The following is a 16694-nucleotide window of genomic DNA, read 5'->3' on the forward strand; positions in this document are numbered from 1 at the left end:
CGGCGGATAATCGCGCGCCATGCCTTTTCGCATCGCCACCTTCCTGATGGCCTCCGCCGTCGCGGCGGGCGTTGCCCAATGGCTGCTCGGCTGGCACTTCGTCGGCTGGGGCGCCTGGATCGGCGCGCTGCTGTGGCTGGCGCTCGACGCCTGGCGTGCCGGCCGCCTGCTGGCCGTGCTGCGCCAGGGCGGCGCCGGGCTGCCCGCGCGCGGTGCCGGCATCTGGGGCGAACTGGCCGAGCGCATCCGCAAGCTGCTGCGCGAACGCGAGCAGCAGACGCGCCAGGCCGAAGACCGCCTGCAGGAATTCCTCGCCGCGATCCAGGCTTCGCCCAATGGCGTGGTGCTGCTCGACGAGCAGGGCCGCATCGAGTGGTGCAACCAGACGGCGGCCTCGCAGTTCGGCATCGATGCCGAGCGTGACGTGCTGCAGCATCTGGCGAACCTGGTGCGCGACCCGGGCTTCGTCGCCTACCTGGCTTCCTGGAACTACAGCCGCGACGTGGTGATCGACGCCACCCACGCGCGCGGCCAGAGCGGCCATGCGCTGCGCCTGTCGGTACAGGTGCATCCCTATGCCGGCAACCGCCGCATGCTGCTGACGCGCGACATCACGGCGCTGGAGCAGGCCGAGGCGATGCGGCGCGACTTCGTGGCCAACGTCTCGCACGAGATCCGCACGCCGCTGACCGTGCTGGCCGGCTTCGTCGAGACGCTGCAGAACCTGCCGCTCGATGCCGAGGAGCGCGCGCGCTATCTCGCGCTGATGGCGCAGCAGTCGCACCGCATGGAAACGCTGGTCAACGACCTGCTCACGCTGTCGCGCCTGGAGGGCAGCGCGGCGCCCACGCTGATGCAGTGGACGCGGGTGCGCGCACTCATGGCGCAGTGCGAGGACGAAGGCCGGGGCCTGTCGAGCCGGCTCGCACCGCAGGCCGGGCATCGGTTGTCGTTCTCGGTCGAGGGCGATCTGGAGATCGCCGGCGTGCCGACCGAACTGCAGAGCGCGATGTCCAACCTGCTGAGCAACGCGGTGCGCTACACGCCGGGCGGCGGCGAGGTCGCGGTGAGCTGGCGCCTGCTGCCCGACGGTCGAGCCGAGTACGCGGTGCGCGACAGCGGCCCGGGCATCGCCAAGGAGCACCTGCCGCGGCTGACCGAGCGCTTCTACCGGGTCGACCGCAGCCGTTCGCGCGAAACCGGCGGCACCGGCCTGGGCCTGGCGATCGTCAAGCACATCGCGCAGCGCCATGGGGCCGAACTGCGCATCGAGAGCACCGTGGGGCAGGGCTCGCGCTTCGCGATCCTGTTCCCGGTCACGCGGCTGCGGCCTGCGCGCCCTGCGGCGAGCGTGCCTGCCTGAGCGTGCGCCAGAGCAGCGCCACGAAGAGCAGCGCCGTCAGCGCCAGCGCCGCGGCGCTCATCAGCCAGAAGGCCAGCGGTGACTGCATGGCGCCCCAGGGGCCGAGCCCGCGATAGGCCAGCAGGTAGCTGCCGCCCAGCCCCACCACCCACAGCAGCGCGCAATACAGCAGCAGCGGCATGACGGTCACGCGGTAGCAGCGCAGCACGAACACGCACAGCGTCTGCACCGCGTCGGCCAGGTGGTAGACGGCCGTGGCCAGCAGCAGGCTGGCGGCCAGCGCGACGACCGCGGCATCGTCGGAATAGATGCCGGCGAGTTGCCAGCGCAGCGTGGCCATCAGCACGGTGACGACGATGGCGCACAGCAGCATCAGCTCGAAGCCCCGGGCACAGGCGCGCCGCGCCAGCGTCGCGTCGCCCGCGCCCAGCCAGTAGCTCACGCGTGCGCTGGTCGCGATGCCGAGCGACAGCGGCACCATGTAGGCGGCCGCAGTGAGGTTCGACGCGATCTGGTGCGCGGCCGAAGCGGCCGTGCCCAGCCGCGCGATGAACAGCGCCATCAGCGTGAAGGAGGTGACCTCGACCAGCACCGACAGGCCGCCCGGCACGCCCAGCTGCGCAAAGCGACGCAGCTGTGCCCAGTCGGGCTTCTCCATGCGCGCCCAGAGCCCGTAGCTGCGGTAGAAGGGCTGGGTGCGCAACAGCCACACGGCCAGCACGAGCTCGGCCCACGTGACGATCAGCGTCGCCCAGGCGCAGCCCACCAGCCCCATGGCGGGCACGCCGGCGCCGCCGAAAGTGAACCAGATCGACAGCGGGACCTTGAACAGCAGCGAGCCGAGCTGCACCCAGGTGACCAGCTTCGGCTTGCCCAGGCCCTGGTTCAGCGTGCCGAAGAGGCGGAACAGCAGCGCCGGCGGCAGCGCGAAGGCCAGCACCGCCAGATAGGACTCGACGGCGCCGCGCATCGCGTCGGGCACGTCGGTCCAGCGCAGCAGCGCGTCCGGCATCAGCAGCAGCGCCATGCCCAGCACGATGGCGACGCCGCAGAGGTAGAGCGACTGCCGCACCGAGCGGCCGACGTCGGCCGAGCGCTGGGCACCGTGCAGTTCGGCCCACACCGGCAGCAGCGCCTGCAGCACGCCCATCAGGGAAATGAACACGCTGGCATAGATGGCAGCACCGACCGACAGCGCCGCCAGCGCGTCCTGGGCGAAGCGGCCGGCCACGATGGTGTCGGTGACGCCGAAGGCCATGGCCGCAAATTGCCCTGCCAGCACGGTGCCGGCCAGCCGTGCGATGCGTTGCCGCTCGCTCTTCACGGGGTGATGCGCTGGAACAGCAGGATGTCGTCGTTGGCGCTGGTGGGACGCCGCACGGTGCCGGACAGGCGCCATTGCTTGAAGTCGACGGCGTTGCCGCGGCTGATCGCATCCGGGCTCACCAGCAGCCAGGGGCAGGCGTCGGTTCCATGACCTGCGGTGTCCAGCGGACGCAGGTCGAAATGGCCGTGGTAGCGCAGGGCCGCGATGTGCGGTCGGCTCAGCGAGAGCGTGGCGACACAGGGCGCCGAGCCGACGCGTTCGCTGATCGCGCGCACCTGGGGCGCGTAGCTCCAGGCATGGTCGAGCGCCGGCAGCCACAGCGTGGTGCCCAGCAGCCAGCACAGGGCCGCGCCGCCGCCCGGCAGCACCAGCGTCTTCCAGAGGGCCGCCTGATGGCGTCCGGTGCGCCAGCGCACGAGCCAGCACCAGGCGGCTGTGGCCGCCAGCGCGAACAGCAGCGTGATCCAGGAAAACTGCGGCACGAAGCCCGGAATCTGCCGCGCGATGCTGGCCGCCATCTTGGGCGGCGTGCCGGTCAGCATGGCGATCCAGTAGGCCCAGATGATGAAGGCCACGCCGCTGAAGAACAGCAGGGTGAACCAGTCGATCAACGCCGCGGCGCTGCGGCGGAAGGTGGGCAGCGCGAAGGCCGCCAGCGTGGCCAGCGCGGGCAGGGCCAGCAGCAGCGAGCGCTCGGAAAAGTCGGTGCTCCAGGTGGCGGCCAGGGGAACCAGCGCGAACCAGAAGGGCAGTGCGACGTGGCGCTCCGTCAGTTGCCGGCGCCAGCGCCAGAGGGTCCAGAGCGCCAGCGGCCAGGCCGGCCAGGTGAACCACAGCAGCAGCTTGGCCTGGCTGCGCAGGTCGGCGATCAGCGTCTTGCCCGCGTGCTGGCCCGGCAGCACGATCTGCCAGTGCCACAGGCCCAGCGCAATGACCAGGCCGGCGGCGAGCAGCGCCACAGCCGCGATCGTGAGCGCCGCGGTGGGTGCGTAGGCGGGCGCGTCGTCAGTCTCCACGCGGGCGTGGCGACGCCGGTCGATCAGCACCAGCGCCGCGGCGCCGATGCCCAGCGCCAGGCCGACCGTCGGGGCACCGCTCAGTGCCAGCCCGAGCGCGCCGATGACCAGCGCGACGGTCGCGCCGGTGCGGTGGTAGGGCATGGCGGCCACGCCGTAGAAGAGGTTCGCGACAAAGAAGAGTTGCGCCAGCGCCGGCGTGGTCTCGTGGCCGAGCTGGGCCAGGCCCAGGCAGGCGATCAGCGCCAGCAGGGCGCCGTCGGCGATGGCGCGGGCGTAGTCGGTGGGGTGGGCCTCGCCGCCGAAGGCAAAGGCCACCGGTTGGGCATTGGGCGTGCGTGCCAGGTAGTAGGCCGCGTACCAGGTGGCCGAGAAGGTGCACCACAGCAGCGCCGCGAAGACGATGCGCACGGCCAGATCGGGGTGGATCCAGGCCGGCGCGATCTTGATCGCCAGTGCGCCCAGCCAGTAGGGAATCAGTGCCGGTGTTTCCGGCCGCAGGCCCAGCAGCAGCGGGTCGAGCCAGCGCATCCAGCCTTCGGTGCTCTGGGCCAGTTCGGCCATGTAGCCGTAGGCGGTCACGTCGGCGCTCTTCCAGGGGCCTCGGCCGATCAGGCCGGGCAGCAGGTAGGCGGCGCACAGCAGCAGCAGAGCCATGCGCGGCAGACGGCGCACGGCGCTCTGGGCAACGATGGCGGGCGTGGGTTGGCTCAACGGAAGCGGCGGTGGCGGTGTTGTTGTAAAGAAAAAGGGCAGCGCGGTAAACCGGGCTGCCCTCGACCTGGATGCGGCGAGCTTACTTGGAAGCGGTGCCGGTGGTCTTGCCGAAACGGTTGCGGAACTTCTCCACGCGGCCGCCCATGTTGTCCACCGACTTTTGGGTGCCGGTGTAGAAGGGGTGCGATTCGCTGGTGGTGTCGAGCTTGAACAGGGGCAGCTCACGGCCGTCGTCGGTCTTGCCCATTTCCTTGGTGTTCGCGCACGAACGGGTCACGAACTTGAAGCCGTTGGACATGTCCTGGAACAGGACTTCGCGGTAGTTCGGGTGAATGCCTTCTTTTGCCATGGTGTTTCCTTTGGGGTCGATGCGAGAGCCACAAGCCGCCTGGATCCGCCACCTGTGAAAGAAGGTCGGCGGGGCGTCGGTTCCGGGCCCTGCGCCCGGCTGCACTTTTCGCGAAGCCCGTGATTATCGCATACTGGCCCACTCCGAGCTCCAGAACCTTTGCCATGTCTTCTTCCCCCTTGCGCGTCGGCCTCGTCGGCTACGGTTTTGCCGGCCAGACCTTCCATGCGCCGGTGCTGTCGGCCGTGCCCGGACTCGAACTGGCGGCCGTGGCCAGTTCGCAGCCCGACAAGGTGCGCGCCGACTGGCCCGGCGTGGCGGTCGAGCCGGACAGCGCGGCCCTGCTGGCGCGCGCCGACATCGACCTGGTGGTGATCGCCGCGCCCAATGCGCAGCACCATCCGCTGGCCAGGGCGGCGCTGGAAGCCGGCCGGCACGTGGTGGTCGACAAGCCCTTCACCCTCGACGCGGCCCAGGCGCGTGATCTGGCGGCGCTGGCCACGCAGCAGGGGCGCCTGCTGTCGGTCTACCAGAACCGCCGCTTCGATGCCGATTACCTGACGCTGTGCGAACTGCTGGCGAGCGGCCAGCTCGGCCGGCCGGTGTACCTCGAATCGCACTTCGACCGCTTCCGGCCGCAGGTGCGCGAGCGCTGGCGCGAGCAGGCGGTGCCGGGTGCCGGGCTGTGGGTCGACCTGGGCGCGCATCTGCTCGACCAGGCGGTGCAACTGTTCGGGCGCCCCGACACGCTGCAGCTCGACACCGCGGCGCTGCGCGACGGCGCCCAGGTCGAGGACTATTTCCACGCCGTGCTGCGCTACGAGACCGGATCGCACGCCCCGCTGCGCGTGGTGCTGCATGCCACGACGCTGGCCGCCCATGCGGCGCCGCGATACCTGGTGCACGGCACACGCGGCAGCTATGTGAAGCACGGCGTCGATCCGCAGGAGGATGCGCTGCGCGCGGGCGCACGGCCGGGCGGTGACGACTGGGGCGTCGACCCGCTGCCGGGCGATCTGAAGGTAGTGGCCGTGGAGAACTGGGTGCGCGACAGCAGCGTGCCCAACCGCCGCGGCAGCTACGTCGACTACTACGCCGCGGTGCGCGACGCGATCCTCGGCCACGGCCCCAACCCCGTGCCGCCGGAAGAGGCCGTGGCCCTGATGGCGCTGCTCGACCTGGGCACTCGCAGCGCCCGCGAAGGCCGAGCACTCTCGCCATGAAAAAAGCCCGTCGAAGCGACGGGCTTTTGTGGGTGGAACACCGCGGAACCGGCTTTGCCGGGCCGCTGGTGTTGCCCCCTGGAGGGGGAGCTGGCTACACGAAGTGAGCCAGCTCGGGGACGGTCTCAATCACCCGCCGCGACGCATCATGTCGAAGAACTCGACATTGGTCTTCGTCGCCTTCATGTTCTTGAGCATCAGCTCCATCGACTCGATCTCGTCCATGTTGTACATCAACTGGCGCAGGATGCGGGTCTTCTGCAGGATTTCCGGTGCGAGCAGCAGCTCTTCGCGGCGCGTGCCGCTGCGGTTGAGCTGGATCGACGGGAACACGCGCTTCTCGTAGAGGCGGCGGTCGAGGTGGATTTCGGAGTTGCCGGTGCCCTTGAACTCTTCGAAGATCACTTCGTCCATGCGGCTGCCGGTGTCGATCAGCGCGGTGCCGATGATGGTCAGCGAGCCGCCTTCTTCCACGTTGCGCGCAGCGCCCAGGAAGCGCTTAGGGCGCTGCAGGGCGTTGGAGTCGACGCCACCGGTCAGCACCTTGCCCGAGGAGGGCACGACGTTGTTGTAGGCACGGGCCAGGCGGGTGATCGAGTCCAGCAGGATCACCACGTCCTTCTTGAGTTCGACCAGGCGCTTGGCGCGCTCGATCACCATTTCGGCGACGTGCACGTGGCGCGCGGCGGGCTCGTCGAAGGTCGAAGCAATCACTTCGCCCTTCACGGTGCGCTGCATTTCGGTCACTTCTTCAGGGCGCTCGTCGACGAGCAGCACCATCATGTGGACGTCGGGGTAGTTGGCGCTGATCGCATGCGCGATGTGCTGCATCATCACCGTCTTGCCGCTCTTGGGCGGTGCCACCAGCAGGGCGCGCTGGCCCTTGCCGATGGGGGCGATGATGTCGATCACGCGGCCCGTGATGTTCTCGTCGCTCTTGATGCCGTCGCGCTCGAGCTTCATCTGTTCCTTGGGGAACAGGGGCGTCAAGTTCTCGAACATCACCTTGTGCTTGTTCTGCTCGGGCGGGCCGTCGTTGACCTTGTCCAGCTTGGTCAGCGCGAAGTAGCGCTCGCCATCCTTGGGCGTGCGCACTTCGCCTTCGACCATGTCGCCGGTGTGCAGGTTGAAGCGTCGGACCTGGCTCGGCGAGATGTAGATGTCGTCGGTGCTGGCGGTGAAGCTGGTGTCGGGGCTGCGCAGGAAACCGAAGCCGTCGGGCAGGATTTCGAGAACGCCATCGGCGAAGACCTGTTCGCCGGCCTTTGCGCGCTTCTTGATGATCGCGAACATCAGCTCCTGCTTGCGCATGCGGCCGACGTTTTCGATCTCAAGGGCTTCGGCCTGCTTGAGGACTTCAGACACGTGGAGTGCCTTGAGTTCGTTTAAGTGCATGGAGCGACCCCTTGCGGGGCGGTATCGAACGGAAAACGGGGGGAGGTTTCAGGAGAGGCGAGAACTGCCTCACGAACCGGGGAACTCAAACCGGGCGGGCCGGTGATCTGCAGGAGATTATGACAGGAAAAACAAGACGGCCGCCGCATTGCGCGACGGCCGCCGATTCGAAGCGGCTCAGGCGAGCTGCTGATCGATGAAGGCGGTCAGCTGTGCCTTGCTCATGGCGCCGACCTTGGTGGCGGCCAGCTGGCCGTCCTTGAACAGCATCAGCGTGGGGATGCCGCGGATGCCGAACTTGGCGGGGATGTCGCGGTTCTCGTCGACGTTCATCTTGGCGATCTGCAGCTTGCCTTCATAGGTGCTGGAGACTTCGTCGAGAATCGGCGCAATCATCTTGCAGGGGCCGCACCATTCGGCCCAGTAGTCCACCAGCACGGGCTTGCCGGACTTGAGCACGTCGGCTTCGAAGGAAGAGTCGGAGATGTGTTTGATGAGATCGCTTGCCATGATTTTTTCCTTGTGACGCGAGTGGTTTCGGTGCGGCTAAAGTGCGGGTCATTGTGGCAGAAACCAAGTGTCGGCGTGGTGTGCGCACCCGCTATGGGCTCGATAGCCAAAGCCCTTTTTTCCTCTGAACTTGGAACCCTGAATGAGCATTGAAAACACCGTCGCCGTGATCGGCGGCGGCCCCGCAGGCCTGATGGCCGCCGAAGTCCTGAGCGCGGCCGGACGGCAGGTCCATCTCTATGACGCCATGCCCTCGGTAGGACGCAAGTTCCTGCTGGCGGGCCGCGGGGGCCTGAACCTCACGCATTCCGAAGACCTCGAGACCTTCGTGACCCGCTTCGGCGAACGCCGTGCCCAGATCGAACCGCTGCTGCGCGCGTTCGGGCCCGACGCCCTGCGCGCCTGGGCCCAGGGCCTGGGCATCGAGACCTTCGTGGGCACCTCGGGCCGCGTGTTCCCTGCCGACATGAAGGCCGCGCCGCTGTTGCGCGCCTGGCTGCACCGGCTGCGCGCGGCAGGCGTGCAGTTCCATATGCGGCATCGCTGGCTCGGCGGCACCGAAGAGGCCGTGTCGCCGGCCGCGCTGCGTTTCGCGACGCCGGCGGGCGAGGTGCATGCCGAAGCCGCCGCGGTCGTGCTGGCCCTGGGCGGCGCCAGCTGGCCCCGCCTGGGTTCCGATGGCGCCTGGGTGCCATGGCTGCAGGCGCATGGTGTGGCCGTCGATGCGTTGCAGCCGGCCAACTGCGGCTTCGACGCCGGCTGGAGCGAGCACTTCAGCACGCGCTTCGCAGGCCAGCCCTTCAAGTCGGTGGCCATTGCATTCACCGATGGCCAGGGCCGGCACTTCGCGCGCAAGGGCGAGTTCGTGGCCACCGCGACCGGCATCGAGGGCAGCCTGGTCTATGCGGCCTCCGGCCTGCTGCGCGACGAGATTGCGGCGCACGGCAGCGCCACCTTGCTGCTGGACCTGCTGCCCGACCGCAGCGCCGAGCAGGTGCATGCGGCCGTGATGCATCCGCGCGGCTCGCGTTCGCTCAGCAGCCACCTCAAGAGCCGCCTCGGCCTCGACGGTGTCAAGGCCGGCATGCTGTACGAGGTGCTGGGCCGCGAAGGCGTGCAGGCCGGCGAGGCCTTGTCGCGCGCGATCAAGTCGCTTCCGATCCGGCTGACCGCGGCCCGACCCGTGGCCGAGGCCATCAGCAGCGCCGGCGGCGTGCGCTTCGATGCGCTGGACGAACACCTGATGGCGCGCTCGCTGCCGAACGTGTTCTGTGCCGGCGAGATGCTGGATTGGGAGGCGCCGACCGGCGGCTACCTGCTCACGGCGTCAATGGCCAGCGGCGCGGCCGCAGCACGCGGCGTGTTGCGATGCATGCAGGAATCGTCCTACAAGACCTGAATACTTCCGGATTACATGCTTCGGCGCGGTGACTCTCGAAAATCTATGGTCACAAAAAGTTTCCAAAGCATGCAACCGCAAGTCGACATTCGCAAAATCCGCGACAGGTATTTCAACTACGGCGTCAGCATCGGCTCGGCCGACGATCGCCATCTGCGCGAGGGACTCTGGTCCATTGCCGAGTGCCTGCACGACGCAGCCACAGCCCTGAGCCATCATTTTTCAGTGGCCGTCCTGAGCTACGAAGGACGCCGTCTCGGCGCCTACCGCATTGCCGCCATGGAACACGAGACGCTGGCCCTGGCGGAGACGCTGGCGGCGAAGCTGCGGGCCCGTGAGGTGGGCGCAGGCTTCCATACCGGCGCATCGCTGTCCGCCTGAGCAGCCTGGGCGGCGAGCAGGCGTGCGAGGTGCGGGTTGCCGTGTCCCGGGCCCGGCAGAACGCAATGATTTTTGCCGTTCCACACTCCTCATCCGGTCGGTGCCCTTTCTTTGGGCAATGTGGCGGCAGGCCTCATGGATGCTCGCTTTGGCCCCTCTTGCCCCGCCAGAACCCACAGCTTTATCCACAGAAGAAGAGAACAACTTTGGGGTTGACGGCCGCGTTGGAATGAGAGAAGTGCGAGGGCCGGATCGACACGCTCGGCTGTGAGCCAGGCGCGGTCGTTCTCATGGACGACAGGTGAGGGAGTTGCCAAGGCGCGACTGTGCTGCCTGGGGAGGTGAGGCCGGGTGGGCTTTGCCAGGTCCTGCAGCGAAACCGTAGAGGTGCTGCTTTCATGGCGGGTGGGCGCTGGGCCCTGGATGGCGCTCGAGTCGTGGAAGACTGGAGGCTTCTGGATGTGAGGTTGACGAGCCTTACCCCCGGCACTGACTACGCAGTTAGGGCTGCTTGGTTCCCCATCTGACCCGGTTGGCCGCTTCACCATGCGGGGAGGCCCGTCAGCGTCCATTGTAGCGTCCCCGGAGGGAGCGCTCCGCGTCGCATCGCCTTGTCCCTGCGGGGACATGCCCTTCGGCCGGAGCGGTCGGTTCGCAGCATTCCACGGCATTCGGCAGGAAGGAGTCGCTGCGCCTTTTAGAATGCCTGCAATGTCCTATCTCGTGCTCGCCCGCAAATACCGGCCCCGTAATTTCGAAGAAATGGTCGGCCAGGAGCATGTGGTCCAGGCCCTGTCGAACGCGCTGACCACCCAGCGGCTGCACCACGCCTACCTGTTCACCGGCACCCGGGGTGTCGGCAAGACCACGGTCTCGCGCGTGCTGGCCAAGTCGCTCAACTGCCAGGGCCCGGACGGGCAGGGCGGCATCACCGCCACGCCCTGTGGCGTCTGCCAGGCTTGCCGCGACATCGATGCGGGCCGTTTCGTCGACTACACCGAACTCGATGCGGCCTCCAACCGCGGCGTCGACGAGGTGCAGTCGCTGCTCGAGCAGGCGGTCTACAAGCCGGTCCAGGGGCGCTTCAAGGTCTTCATGATCGACGAAGTGCACATGCTCACCAACACCGCGTTCAACGCGATGCTCAAGACGCTGGAAGAGCCGCCCGAGTACCTCAAGTTCGTGCTGGCCACCACCGACCCGCAGAAGGTGCCGGTCACGGTGCTGTCGCGCTGCCTGCAGTTCAACCTGCGGCCCATGGCGCCCGAGACGGTGCTGGACCACCTCACCCAAGTGTTGAAGGCCGAGTCGGTCGATGCCGAGCCCCAGGCGCTGCGCCTGCTGGCACGTGCTGCGCGCGGTTCGATGCGCGATGCGCTGTCGCTGACCGACCAGGCCATCGCCTTCGGCAACGGCCAGCTGCAGGAGGCCAGCGTGCGCCAGATGCTGGGCAGCGTCGACCGCGGCCATGTGTTCCGGCTCATCGATGCGCTGGCGCAGGGCGACGGCAAGACCGTGGTCGAGACCTCCGAGGTGCTGCGTCGCGACGGGCTGTCCGCCGCGTCCACGCTCGAGGAGATGACCACCGTGCTGCAGGGCATGGCCGTGCTGCAGGCCGTGCCCTCGCGCGCGGCCGCCGCCACCGGCGACACCGATCCCGATGCCGCCGAGACCGCGCGCCTGGCCGCCGCGATGCCGGCCGACGAGACCCAACTGCTCTACAGCCTGTGCCTGCATGGCCGTGCCGAACTGGGCCTGGCGCCCGACGAGTACGCGGCGCTGACCATGGTGCTGCTGCGGCTGCTGGCCTTCAAGCCCGCGAACGCATTGGCTGCCGTGGCTTCGGCCTCCCCGGAAAAAAAAACTCTGAATGAAGGGCCGGCGGCCCTGCCGCCACCCGTTTCGGCGCCACCGCCGGCCCCGGCCCGGCCTTTGGCCGTGCGGCAGATGAGCGAGCAGGCGCCTGCACCCAAGGCCGTTCCTGCGCCTGTGATGCCGCCTGCGGCCGTCGTCGCGGCGCCCGTCCGGCCGGCCTCGTCTACACCGCCGGGCCACCGCCTGCCGGTGCGCGAATCACCACCCTCGTCCGACGGGCCACCCGCGTACTTCGACGACATCCCGATGGAAGAGCCGCCCGCGCGCGTGCTCGCCATGCCTGTGCGTGTGCAGCCGGCCTCGGATGCGCGCGAGCAGCCGCGCGGCAGCGAGGTGGCGGTGGCCGCGCCGATTCCTCCCAGCGAGGACGGCGACTTCTGGCACGCCACGGTGACGCAAATGGTGGTCGCGGAGGCCATCACGGCGTTGGCGCGCGAGTTGGCGCTGCAATCCCAGTTGGTCGCGCGCGACGTCGATCAATGGCTGCTGCGCGTCGAGCGCGAGACGCTCAATCAGCCCGCGAGCCGCGAGAAATTGCAGGTTGCGCTTGCCGCGCTCGGCCATGGGGTGAGAATCACCATCGAGATTGGCGGCGTGAGCGACAGCCCGGCGCGCCGCAACAAGCAGGCGGCCGATGCGCGTCAGCGTGCGGCGGAGGAGGCGATCCACGGCGACCCCGAAGTGCAGCAGCTGATGCGCGACTGGGACGCGAAGGTCGTGCCCGGTACGCTGCGGCCCGTCTGAATCCATTTTTTTTACCCACCCAACTATCAGGACCAACGATGTTCAACAAAGGACAACTGGCCGGCCTCATGAAGCAGGCGCAGGCAATGCAGGACAACCTCAAGAAGGCCCAGGAAGAACTAGCGCACATCGAGGTCGAAGGCGAGTCGGGCGCCGGCCTGGTGAAGGTCGTCATGACCTGCAAGCACGACGTCAAGCGCATCACCATCGACCCCAGCCTGCTGGCCGATGACAAGGACATGCTGGAAGACCTGGTCGCCGCCGCCTTCAACGCCGCAGTGCGCAAGGCCGAGGAAACCAGCGAACAGAAGATGGGCAAGCTCACCGCGGGCATGCCCGGCATGCCGGCCGGCATGAAGCTGCCCTTCTGATGACTTGGCTCGAAGCTGCGCGCAGGGCGTGCCGCTTCGCCGCCCCGCCTGTCGGGGCCTTCTTTTTTGTGTTCTCCGTGAGGTGACTGTTGGCTGATTCCAGTTCCCTCGACATGCTGATCGAAGCGCTGCGGCGCCTGCCGGGCGTGGGCATCAAGTCGGCTTCGCGCATGGCCTTCCACCTGCTGCAGCACGATCGCCCGGCCGCCCAGATGCTGGCGCGTGCACTGCAGGAGGCGGCTGCCGAGGTGCGGCATTGCGACCGCTGCAACACCTTCACCGAGGCGCCGATCTGCCAGGTCTGCAGCGACCCGCGGCGCGACGGCAGCAAGCTCTGCGTGGTCGAGACGCCGGCCGACCAAGCCGCGCTGGAGCGCACCGGTGCCTTCCATGGCTACTACTTCGTGCTGATGGGCCGCCTGAGCCCGCTCGACGGCATCGGGCCGCATGACATCGGCCTGCAGAAGCTCTTCGACCGTGCGCTCGACGGCAGCGTGGTCGAGGTGATCCTGGCGACCAACTTCACCGCCGAAGGCGAAGCCACGGCGCATGTGATCGGCGAGACGCTGCGCCAGCGCGGCCTCACGGTCACGCGGCTCGCGCGCGGCGTGCCGGCCGGCAGCGAGCTCGAGTACGTCGACCTCGGCACCATCGCGCACGCACTGGTCGACCGCCGATAGGACGTGCTTCCCACCGGAGACATCGCATGAACCTGCCTTTCCTGCCCCTGGCCTACTGGTGCGTGCTGGTCGCCGCCTTGCTGCCCTACGTGTGCACCTGGATTGCCAAGGCCGGCAGCTTCGGTCCGCGCGACAACGTGTCGCCGCGCGACTGGGCTTCCAGGCAGAGTGGTTGGCGCGCCCGTGCCAACGCAGCGCAGGCCAACAGCTTCGAAGGCCTGCCTTTCTTCATCGGCGCGGTGCTCATCGCGCACCAGCTCGACGCGTCGCAGGCGCGCATCGACGCGCTGGCCGTGGCCTATATCGTGCTGCGGGTGATCTATATCGCGCTCTATGTGCGCGGTGTGGGCACGGCGCGCAGCGCGGTCTGGGCGCTGGGTGTGCTGGTCAATATCGCGATCGTTTTCGCGGGTCGCTGACCCTCCGTCGGGAGGGCCATGCCCCTCCTTTTTGCTTACGTGGAAACCCCCACGGGATGTTCCCGATGCAGGGGGTGCATGCGCGCGCCTAAGCTCGATTCGGTCTTCAAGCCGAACGACAAACCAGGGACCCAAGCGCCATGCTCAATCGCCGCACCTTCACCTCCGCCGCCGCGCTGGGCGCCGCATCGATCGCCGTGCCCCGCGTGGTGGCACAGGCCAAGCTCGAGAAGACCCGGGTTTCCATCGCCGTGGGCGGCAAGGCGGCCTTCTACTACCTGCCACTGACCATCACGGAGCAATTGGGTTATTTCAAGGCCGAGGGGCTGGACGTTGAGATCTCCGACTTCGCCGGTGGCGCGCGCGCGCTGCAGGCGGTGGTGGGAGGCTCGGCCGATGTCTGCTCGGGCGCCTACGAGCACACCATCAACCTGCAGGCCAAGAACCAGATGTTCCAGGCCTTCGTGCTGCAGGGGCGGGCGCCGCAGATCGCGGTCGGCGTCTCGACCAAGAACATGGCGGGCTACAAGGGCATCGCCGAGCTCAAGGGCAGGAAGATCGGCGTGTCGGCGCCGGGATCGTCGACCAACATGGTGGCCAACCTGGTGCTGTCGCGCGGCGGGCTCAAGGCCAGCGACGTGAGCTTCATCGGCGTGGGCGTGGCCGCAGGGGCCCTCACCGCGCTGCGTTCGGGCCAGATCGATGCGATCAGCAACACCGACCCGGTGATGACCATGCTCGAGCAGAAGGGCGACGTGCAGATCATCAGCGACACGCGCACGCTCAAGGGCACGCAGGACGTGTTCGGTGGGCTGATGCCCGCGGCCTGCCTCTATGCCTCCTCCGACTTCATCCAGAAGAATCCGGGCACCTGCCAGGCGCTGGCCAATGCGATCGTGCATGGCCTCAAGTGGCTGCAGACCGCAGGCCCCAGCGACATCATCAAGACCGTGCCCGAGACCTACCTGCTGGGCGACCGTGCGCTGTACCTGGCTTCCTTCGACAAGGTCCGCGAATCGATCGCCATCGACGGCCTGGTGCCGGCCGAGGGGCCCAAGACCGCGCTGACCGCCATCGCCAGCTTCGACCCCAGCGTGAAGGCCGACAAGATCGACCTGAGCAAGACCTACACCAACGATTTCGCGCGGCGCGCGAAGGAGCGCTTCAAGGCCTGAGGCCGCCTTCGTCGACCCGGCCCAGGCCGGGTTTTTTTCTGGGCCAGCACCGCTTGCCGGCCTTCTCCCATCGCACCATGTCCGCCGATCCCACCTACGCCCTCGAACTGATCGACATCCAGTGCACCTTCCGCGCGAAGGACGATGCGAGCCAGCGCTACACCGCAGTGGCCGACACCACGCTGCGCATCCGCGAGGGCGAGTTCGTCTCCGTCGTCGGGCCCACGGGCTGTGGCAAGTCGACGCTGCTCAATGTGGGCGCCGGGCTGCTGCAGCCTTCGTCGGGCACGGTGAAGGTGTTCGGCCAGCCGCTCGACGGCATCAACACGCGCGCCGGCTACATGTTCCAGACCGAGGCGCTGATGCCCTGGCGCAGCGCGCGCGACAACGTGATGGTCGGGTTGCAGTACCGCGGCGTGTCCGATGCCGATGCCGCCGCGCAGGCCGAGGAATGGCTCGCCCGCGTGGGGTTGTCGGGCTTCGGCGACCGCTATCCGCACCAGCTCTCGGGCGGCATGCGCAAGCGCGCGGCGCTCGCGCAGACGCTGGTGCTCGACCCCGACATCATCCTGATGGACGAGCCCTTCAGCGCGCTCGACGTGCAGACGCGGCAATTGATGGAGAACGAGGTGCTCGAACTCTGGAGCCGCAAGAAGAAGGCCGTGCTCTTCATCACGCACGATCTCGACGAAGCCATCGCGATGAGCGACCGGGTGGTGGTGCTGTCGGCCGGGCCCGCCACGCACCCGATCGGCGAATTCGCCATCGACCTCGCGCGGCCGCGCGACGTGGCCGAGGTGCGCACGCATCCGCGCTTCGTCGAGCTGCACACGCAGATCTGGAACGTGCTGCGCGACGAGGTGCTCAAGGGCTACGCGCAGCAGTTGAAGAAGGCTGCGTGACCATGGCCACGTTTCGACCCACCGAACGCAACGCCCGCGCCTGGCAGGTCGGCCTGCTGGTCGTGCTGCTGCTGGCCTGGCACCTGGTGTCGCGCGGCGACAAGGCGGCTTTCTTCCTGGGCGAGCCGATCCAGGTCGCGGGCCGCATCTGGAGCTGGTTCCTGCCCTTTGCCGTGCCACCCAACTGGCTGTTTCCCGAGGGGCTGCCCGGCAACGCGGACATCTACAGGCACCTCGGCACCACGCTGCTCGAGACCGTGCTGGCCTTCGGCATCGGCACGGTGCTGGGCCTGGCCTGCGGCCTCTGGCTGGCGCTCGCGCCCACGGCCAGCCTGATCCTCGACCCCTACATCAAGGCCGCCAACTCGATGCCGCGCGTGATCCTGGCGCCGATCTTCGCGCTGTGGTTCGGCCTGGGCATCTGGAGCAAGGTGGCGCTGGCGGTCACGCTGGTGTTCTTCATCGTGTTCTTCAACGTCTACCAGGGCGTGCGCGAGGTGAGCCCGGTGGTGCTGGCCAACGCGAAGATGCTGGGCGCCAACCAGCGGCAATTGCTGCGCACCGTGTACCTGCCGAGCGCGACGAGCTGGGTTTTTTCCAGCCTGCACACCTCGGTGGGCCTGGCTTTCGTGGGCGCGGTGGTGGGCGAGTACCTGGGCTCGGCGCGCGGCGTGGGCTACCTGATCCTGCAGGCCGAGGGCACCTTCGACGTCAACACGGTGTTCGCCGGCATCGTCGTGCTCACGGTCTTCGCGCTGGCGCTCGACGGCCTGGTGGGGCGCGTCGAGAAGCGGCTCATGAAGTGGCAGCCGCGCAGCGGCGAGACCGAGAAGCTCTGAGCGCGGCGC

At 68.2% G+C, this 16694-nt stretch carries 16 protein-coding genes and 1 other RNA gene; 11 read left to right on the forward strand and 6 right to left on the reverse strand.

Going from position 1 to position 16694, the window contains the following annotated elements; translation table 11 throughout:
• Positions 1-19: 19 nt before the first annotated feature.
• On the forward strand, positions 20-1363 hold the full coding sequence (gene phoR / locus K0H49_RS28100; protein WP_219219844.1) for a phosphate regulon sensor histidine kinase PhoR: 1344 nt from the start codon (positions 20-22) through the stop codon (positions 1361-1363).
• Here the strand turns inward: phoR and K0H49_RS28105 are convergent.
• From K0H49_RS28105 to K0H49_RS28115, 3 genes are all read right to left on the reverse strand, one after another.
• Positions 1317-2687, reverse strand: a complete 1371-nt coding sequence (locus K0H49_RS28105) for an MATE family efflux transporter (RefSeq protein ID WP_374122438.1) — start codon at positions 2685-2687, stop codon at positions 1317-1319. The two genes, phoR and K0H49_RS28105, sit on opposite strands and share 47 nt — an antisense overlap.
• Entirely contained in the window at positions 2684-4420 is a 1737-nt protein-coding gene (locus K0H49_RS28110; RefSeq protein WP_219219848.1) for a hypothetical protein, read from the reverse strand. The genes K0H49_RS28105 and K0H49_RS28110 overlap by 4 nt, the downstream gene beginning before the upstream one ends.
• Before the next feature lie 82 nt (positions 4421-4502).
• Positions 4503-4772 (reverse strand): type B 50S ribosomal protein L31, encoded by a 270-nt coding sequence (locus tag K0H49_RS28115; protein WP_183023726.1) that lies wholly within the window; start codon positions 4770-4772, stop codon positions 4503-4505.
• A 164-nt stretch (positions 4773-4936) separates the two neighbouring features.
• Here K0H49_RS28115 and K0H49_RS28120 point away from each other — a divergent pair, with 164 nt between their 5' ends.
• The gene (locus tag K0H49_RS28120; protein WP_219219850.1) at positions 4937-5995 is read left to right on the forward strand and encodes an oxidoreductase; all 1059 of its coding nucleotides are present in this window, start codon (positions 4937-4939) and stop codon (positions 5993-5995) included.
• 129 nt (positions 5996-6124) lie between these two features.
• On the opposite strand, the gene rho is transcribed toward K0H49_RS28120, so the two are convergent.
• Both rho and trxA read right to left on the reverse strand, forming a co-directional pair.
• Positions 6125-7390 (reverse strand): transcription termination factor Rho, encoded by a 1266-nt coding sequence (gene rho / locus K0H49_RS28125; protein WP_219219852.1) that lies wholly within the window; start codon positions 7388-7390, stop codon positions 6125-6127.
• A gap of 177 nt (positions 7391-7567) precedes the next feature.
• Complete coding sequence (trxA, locus tag K0H49_RS28130) at positions 7568-7900, reverse strand: thioredoxin TrxA (protein WP_183023723.1); 333 nt, start codon at positions 7898-7900, stop codon at positions 7568-7570.
• Positions 7901-8042: 142 nt separating this feature from the next.
• Here trxA and K0H49_RS28135 point away from each other — a divergent pair, with 142 nt between their 5' ends.
• Positions 8043-9299: a TIGR03862 family flavoprotein gene (locus K0H49_RS28135; protein WP_219219854.1), complete on the forward strand. Its 1257-nt coding sequence runs from the start codon at positions 8043-8045 to the stop codon at positions 9297-9299.
• Between the two features lie 69 nt (positions 9300-9368).
• Entirely contained in the window at positions 9369-9680 is a 312-nt protein-coding gene (locus K0H49_RS28140) for a hypothetical protein (RefSeq protein WP_219219855.1), read from the forward strand.
• A gap of 466 nt (positions 9681-10146) precedes the next feature.
• Here the strand turns inward: K0H49_RS28140 and ffs are convergent.
• Positions 10147-10243, reverse strand: an RNA gene (ffs, locus tag K0H49_RS28145) — signal recognition particle sRNA small type.
• 148 nt (positions 10244-10391) lie between these two features.
• Here ffs and dnaX point away from each other — a divergent pair.
• The 7 genes from dnaX to K0H49_RS28180 all read left to right on the forward strand — a co-directional run bounded on the left by dnaX (position 10392) and on the right by K0H49_RS28180 (position 16685).
• Positions 10392-12299, forward strand: coding sequence for a DNA polymerase III subunit gamma/tau (gene dnaX, locus K0H49_RS28150; protein ID WP_219219857.1), 1908 nt, complete (start codon positions 10392-10394; stop codon positions 12297-12299).
• A gap of 38 nt (positions 12300-12337) precedes the next feature.
• A complete protein-coding gene (locus K0H49_RS28155; RefSeq protein WP_183023719.1) occupies positions 12338-12670 on the forward strand; it encodes a YbaB/EbfC family nucleoid-associated protein in 333 nt (110 codons plus the stop codon).
• An 89-nt stretch (positions 12671-12759) separates the two neighbouring features.
• A complete protein-coding gene (recR, locus tag K0H49_RS28160) occupies positions 12760-13350 on the forward strand; it encodes a recombination mediator RecR (protein WP_219219858.1) in 591 nt (196 codons plus the stop codon).
• 26 nt (positions 13351-13376) lie between these two features.
• Positions 13377-13769, forward strand: a complete 393-nt coding sequence (locus tag K0H49_RS28165) for an MAPEG family protein (RefSeq protein WP_219219859.1) — start codon at positions 13377-13379, stop codon at positions 13767-13769.
• 140 nt (positions 13770-13909) lie between these two features.
• On the forward strand, positions 13910-14944 hold the full coding sequence (locus K0H49_RS28170) for an ABC transporter substrate-binding protein (RefSeq protein WP_219219860.1): 1035 nt from the start codon (positions 13910-13912) through the stop codon (positions 14942-14944).
• A 77-nt stretch (positions 14945-15021) separates the two neighbouring features.
• The gene (locus K0H49_RS28175) at positions 15022-15846 is read left to right on the forward strand and encodes an ABC transporter ATP-binding protein (RefSeq protein WP_219219861.1); all 825 of its coding nucleotides are present in this window, start codon (positions 15022-15024) and stop codon (positions 15844-15846) included.
• Between the two features lie 2 nt (positions 15847-15848).
• The gene (locus K0H49_RS28180; RefSeq protein ID WP_219219862.1) at positions 15849-16685 is read left to right on the forward strand and encodes an ABC transporter permease; all 837 of its coding nucleotides are present in this window, start codon (positions 15849-15851) and stop codon (positions 16683-16685) included.
• The last annotated feature ends 9 nt before the right edge of the window (positions 16686-16694 follow it).

The organism is Variovorax boronicumulans (genome assembly GCF_019352895.1).
Lineage (GTDB): Bacteria > Pseudomonadota > Gammaproteobacteria > Burkholderiales > Burkholderiaceae_C > Variovorax > Variovorax boronicumulans_A.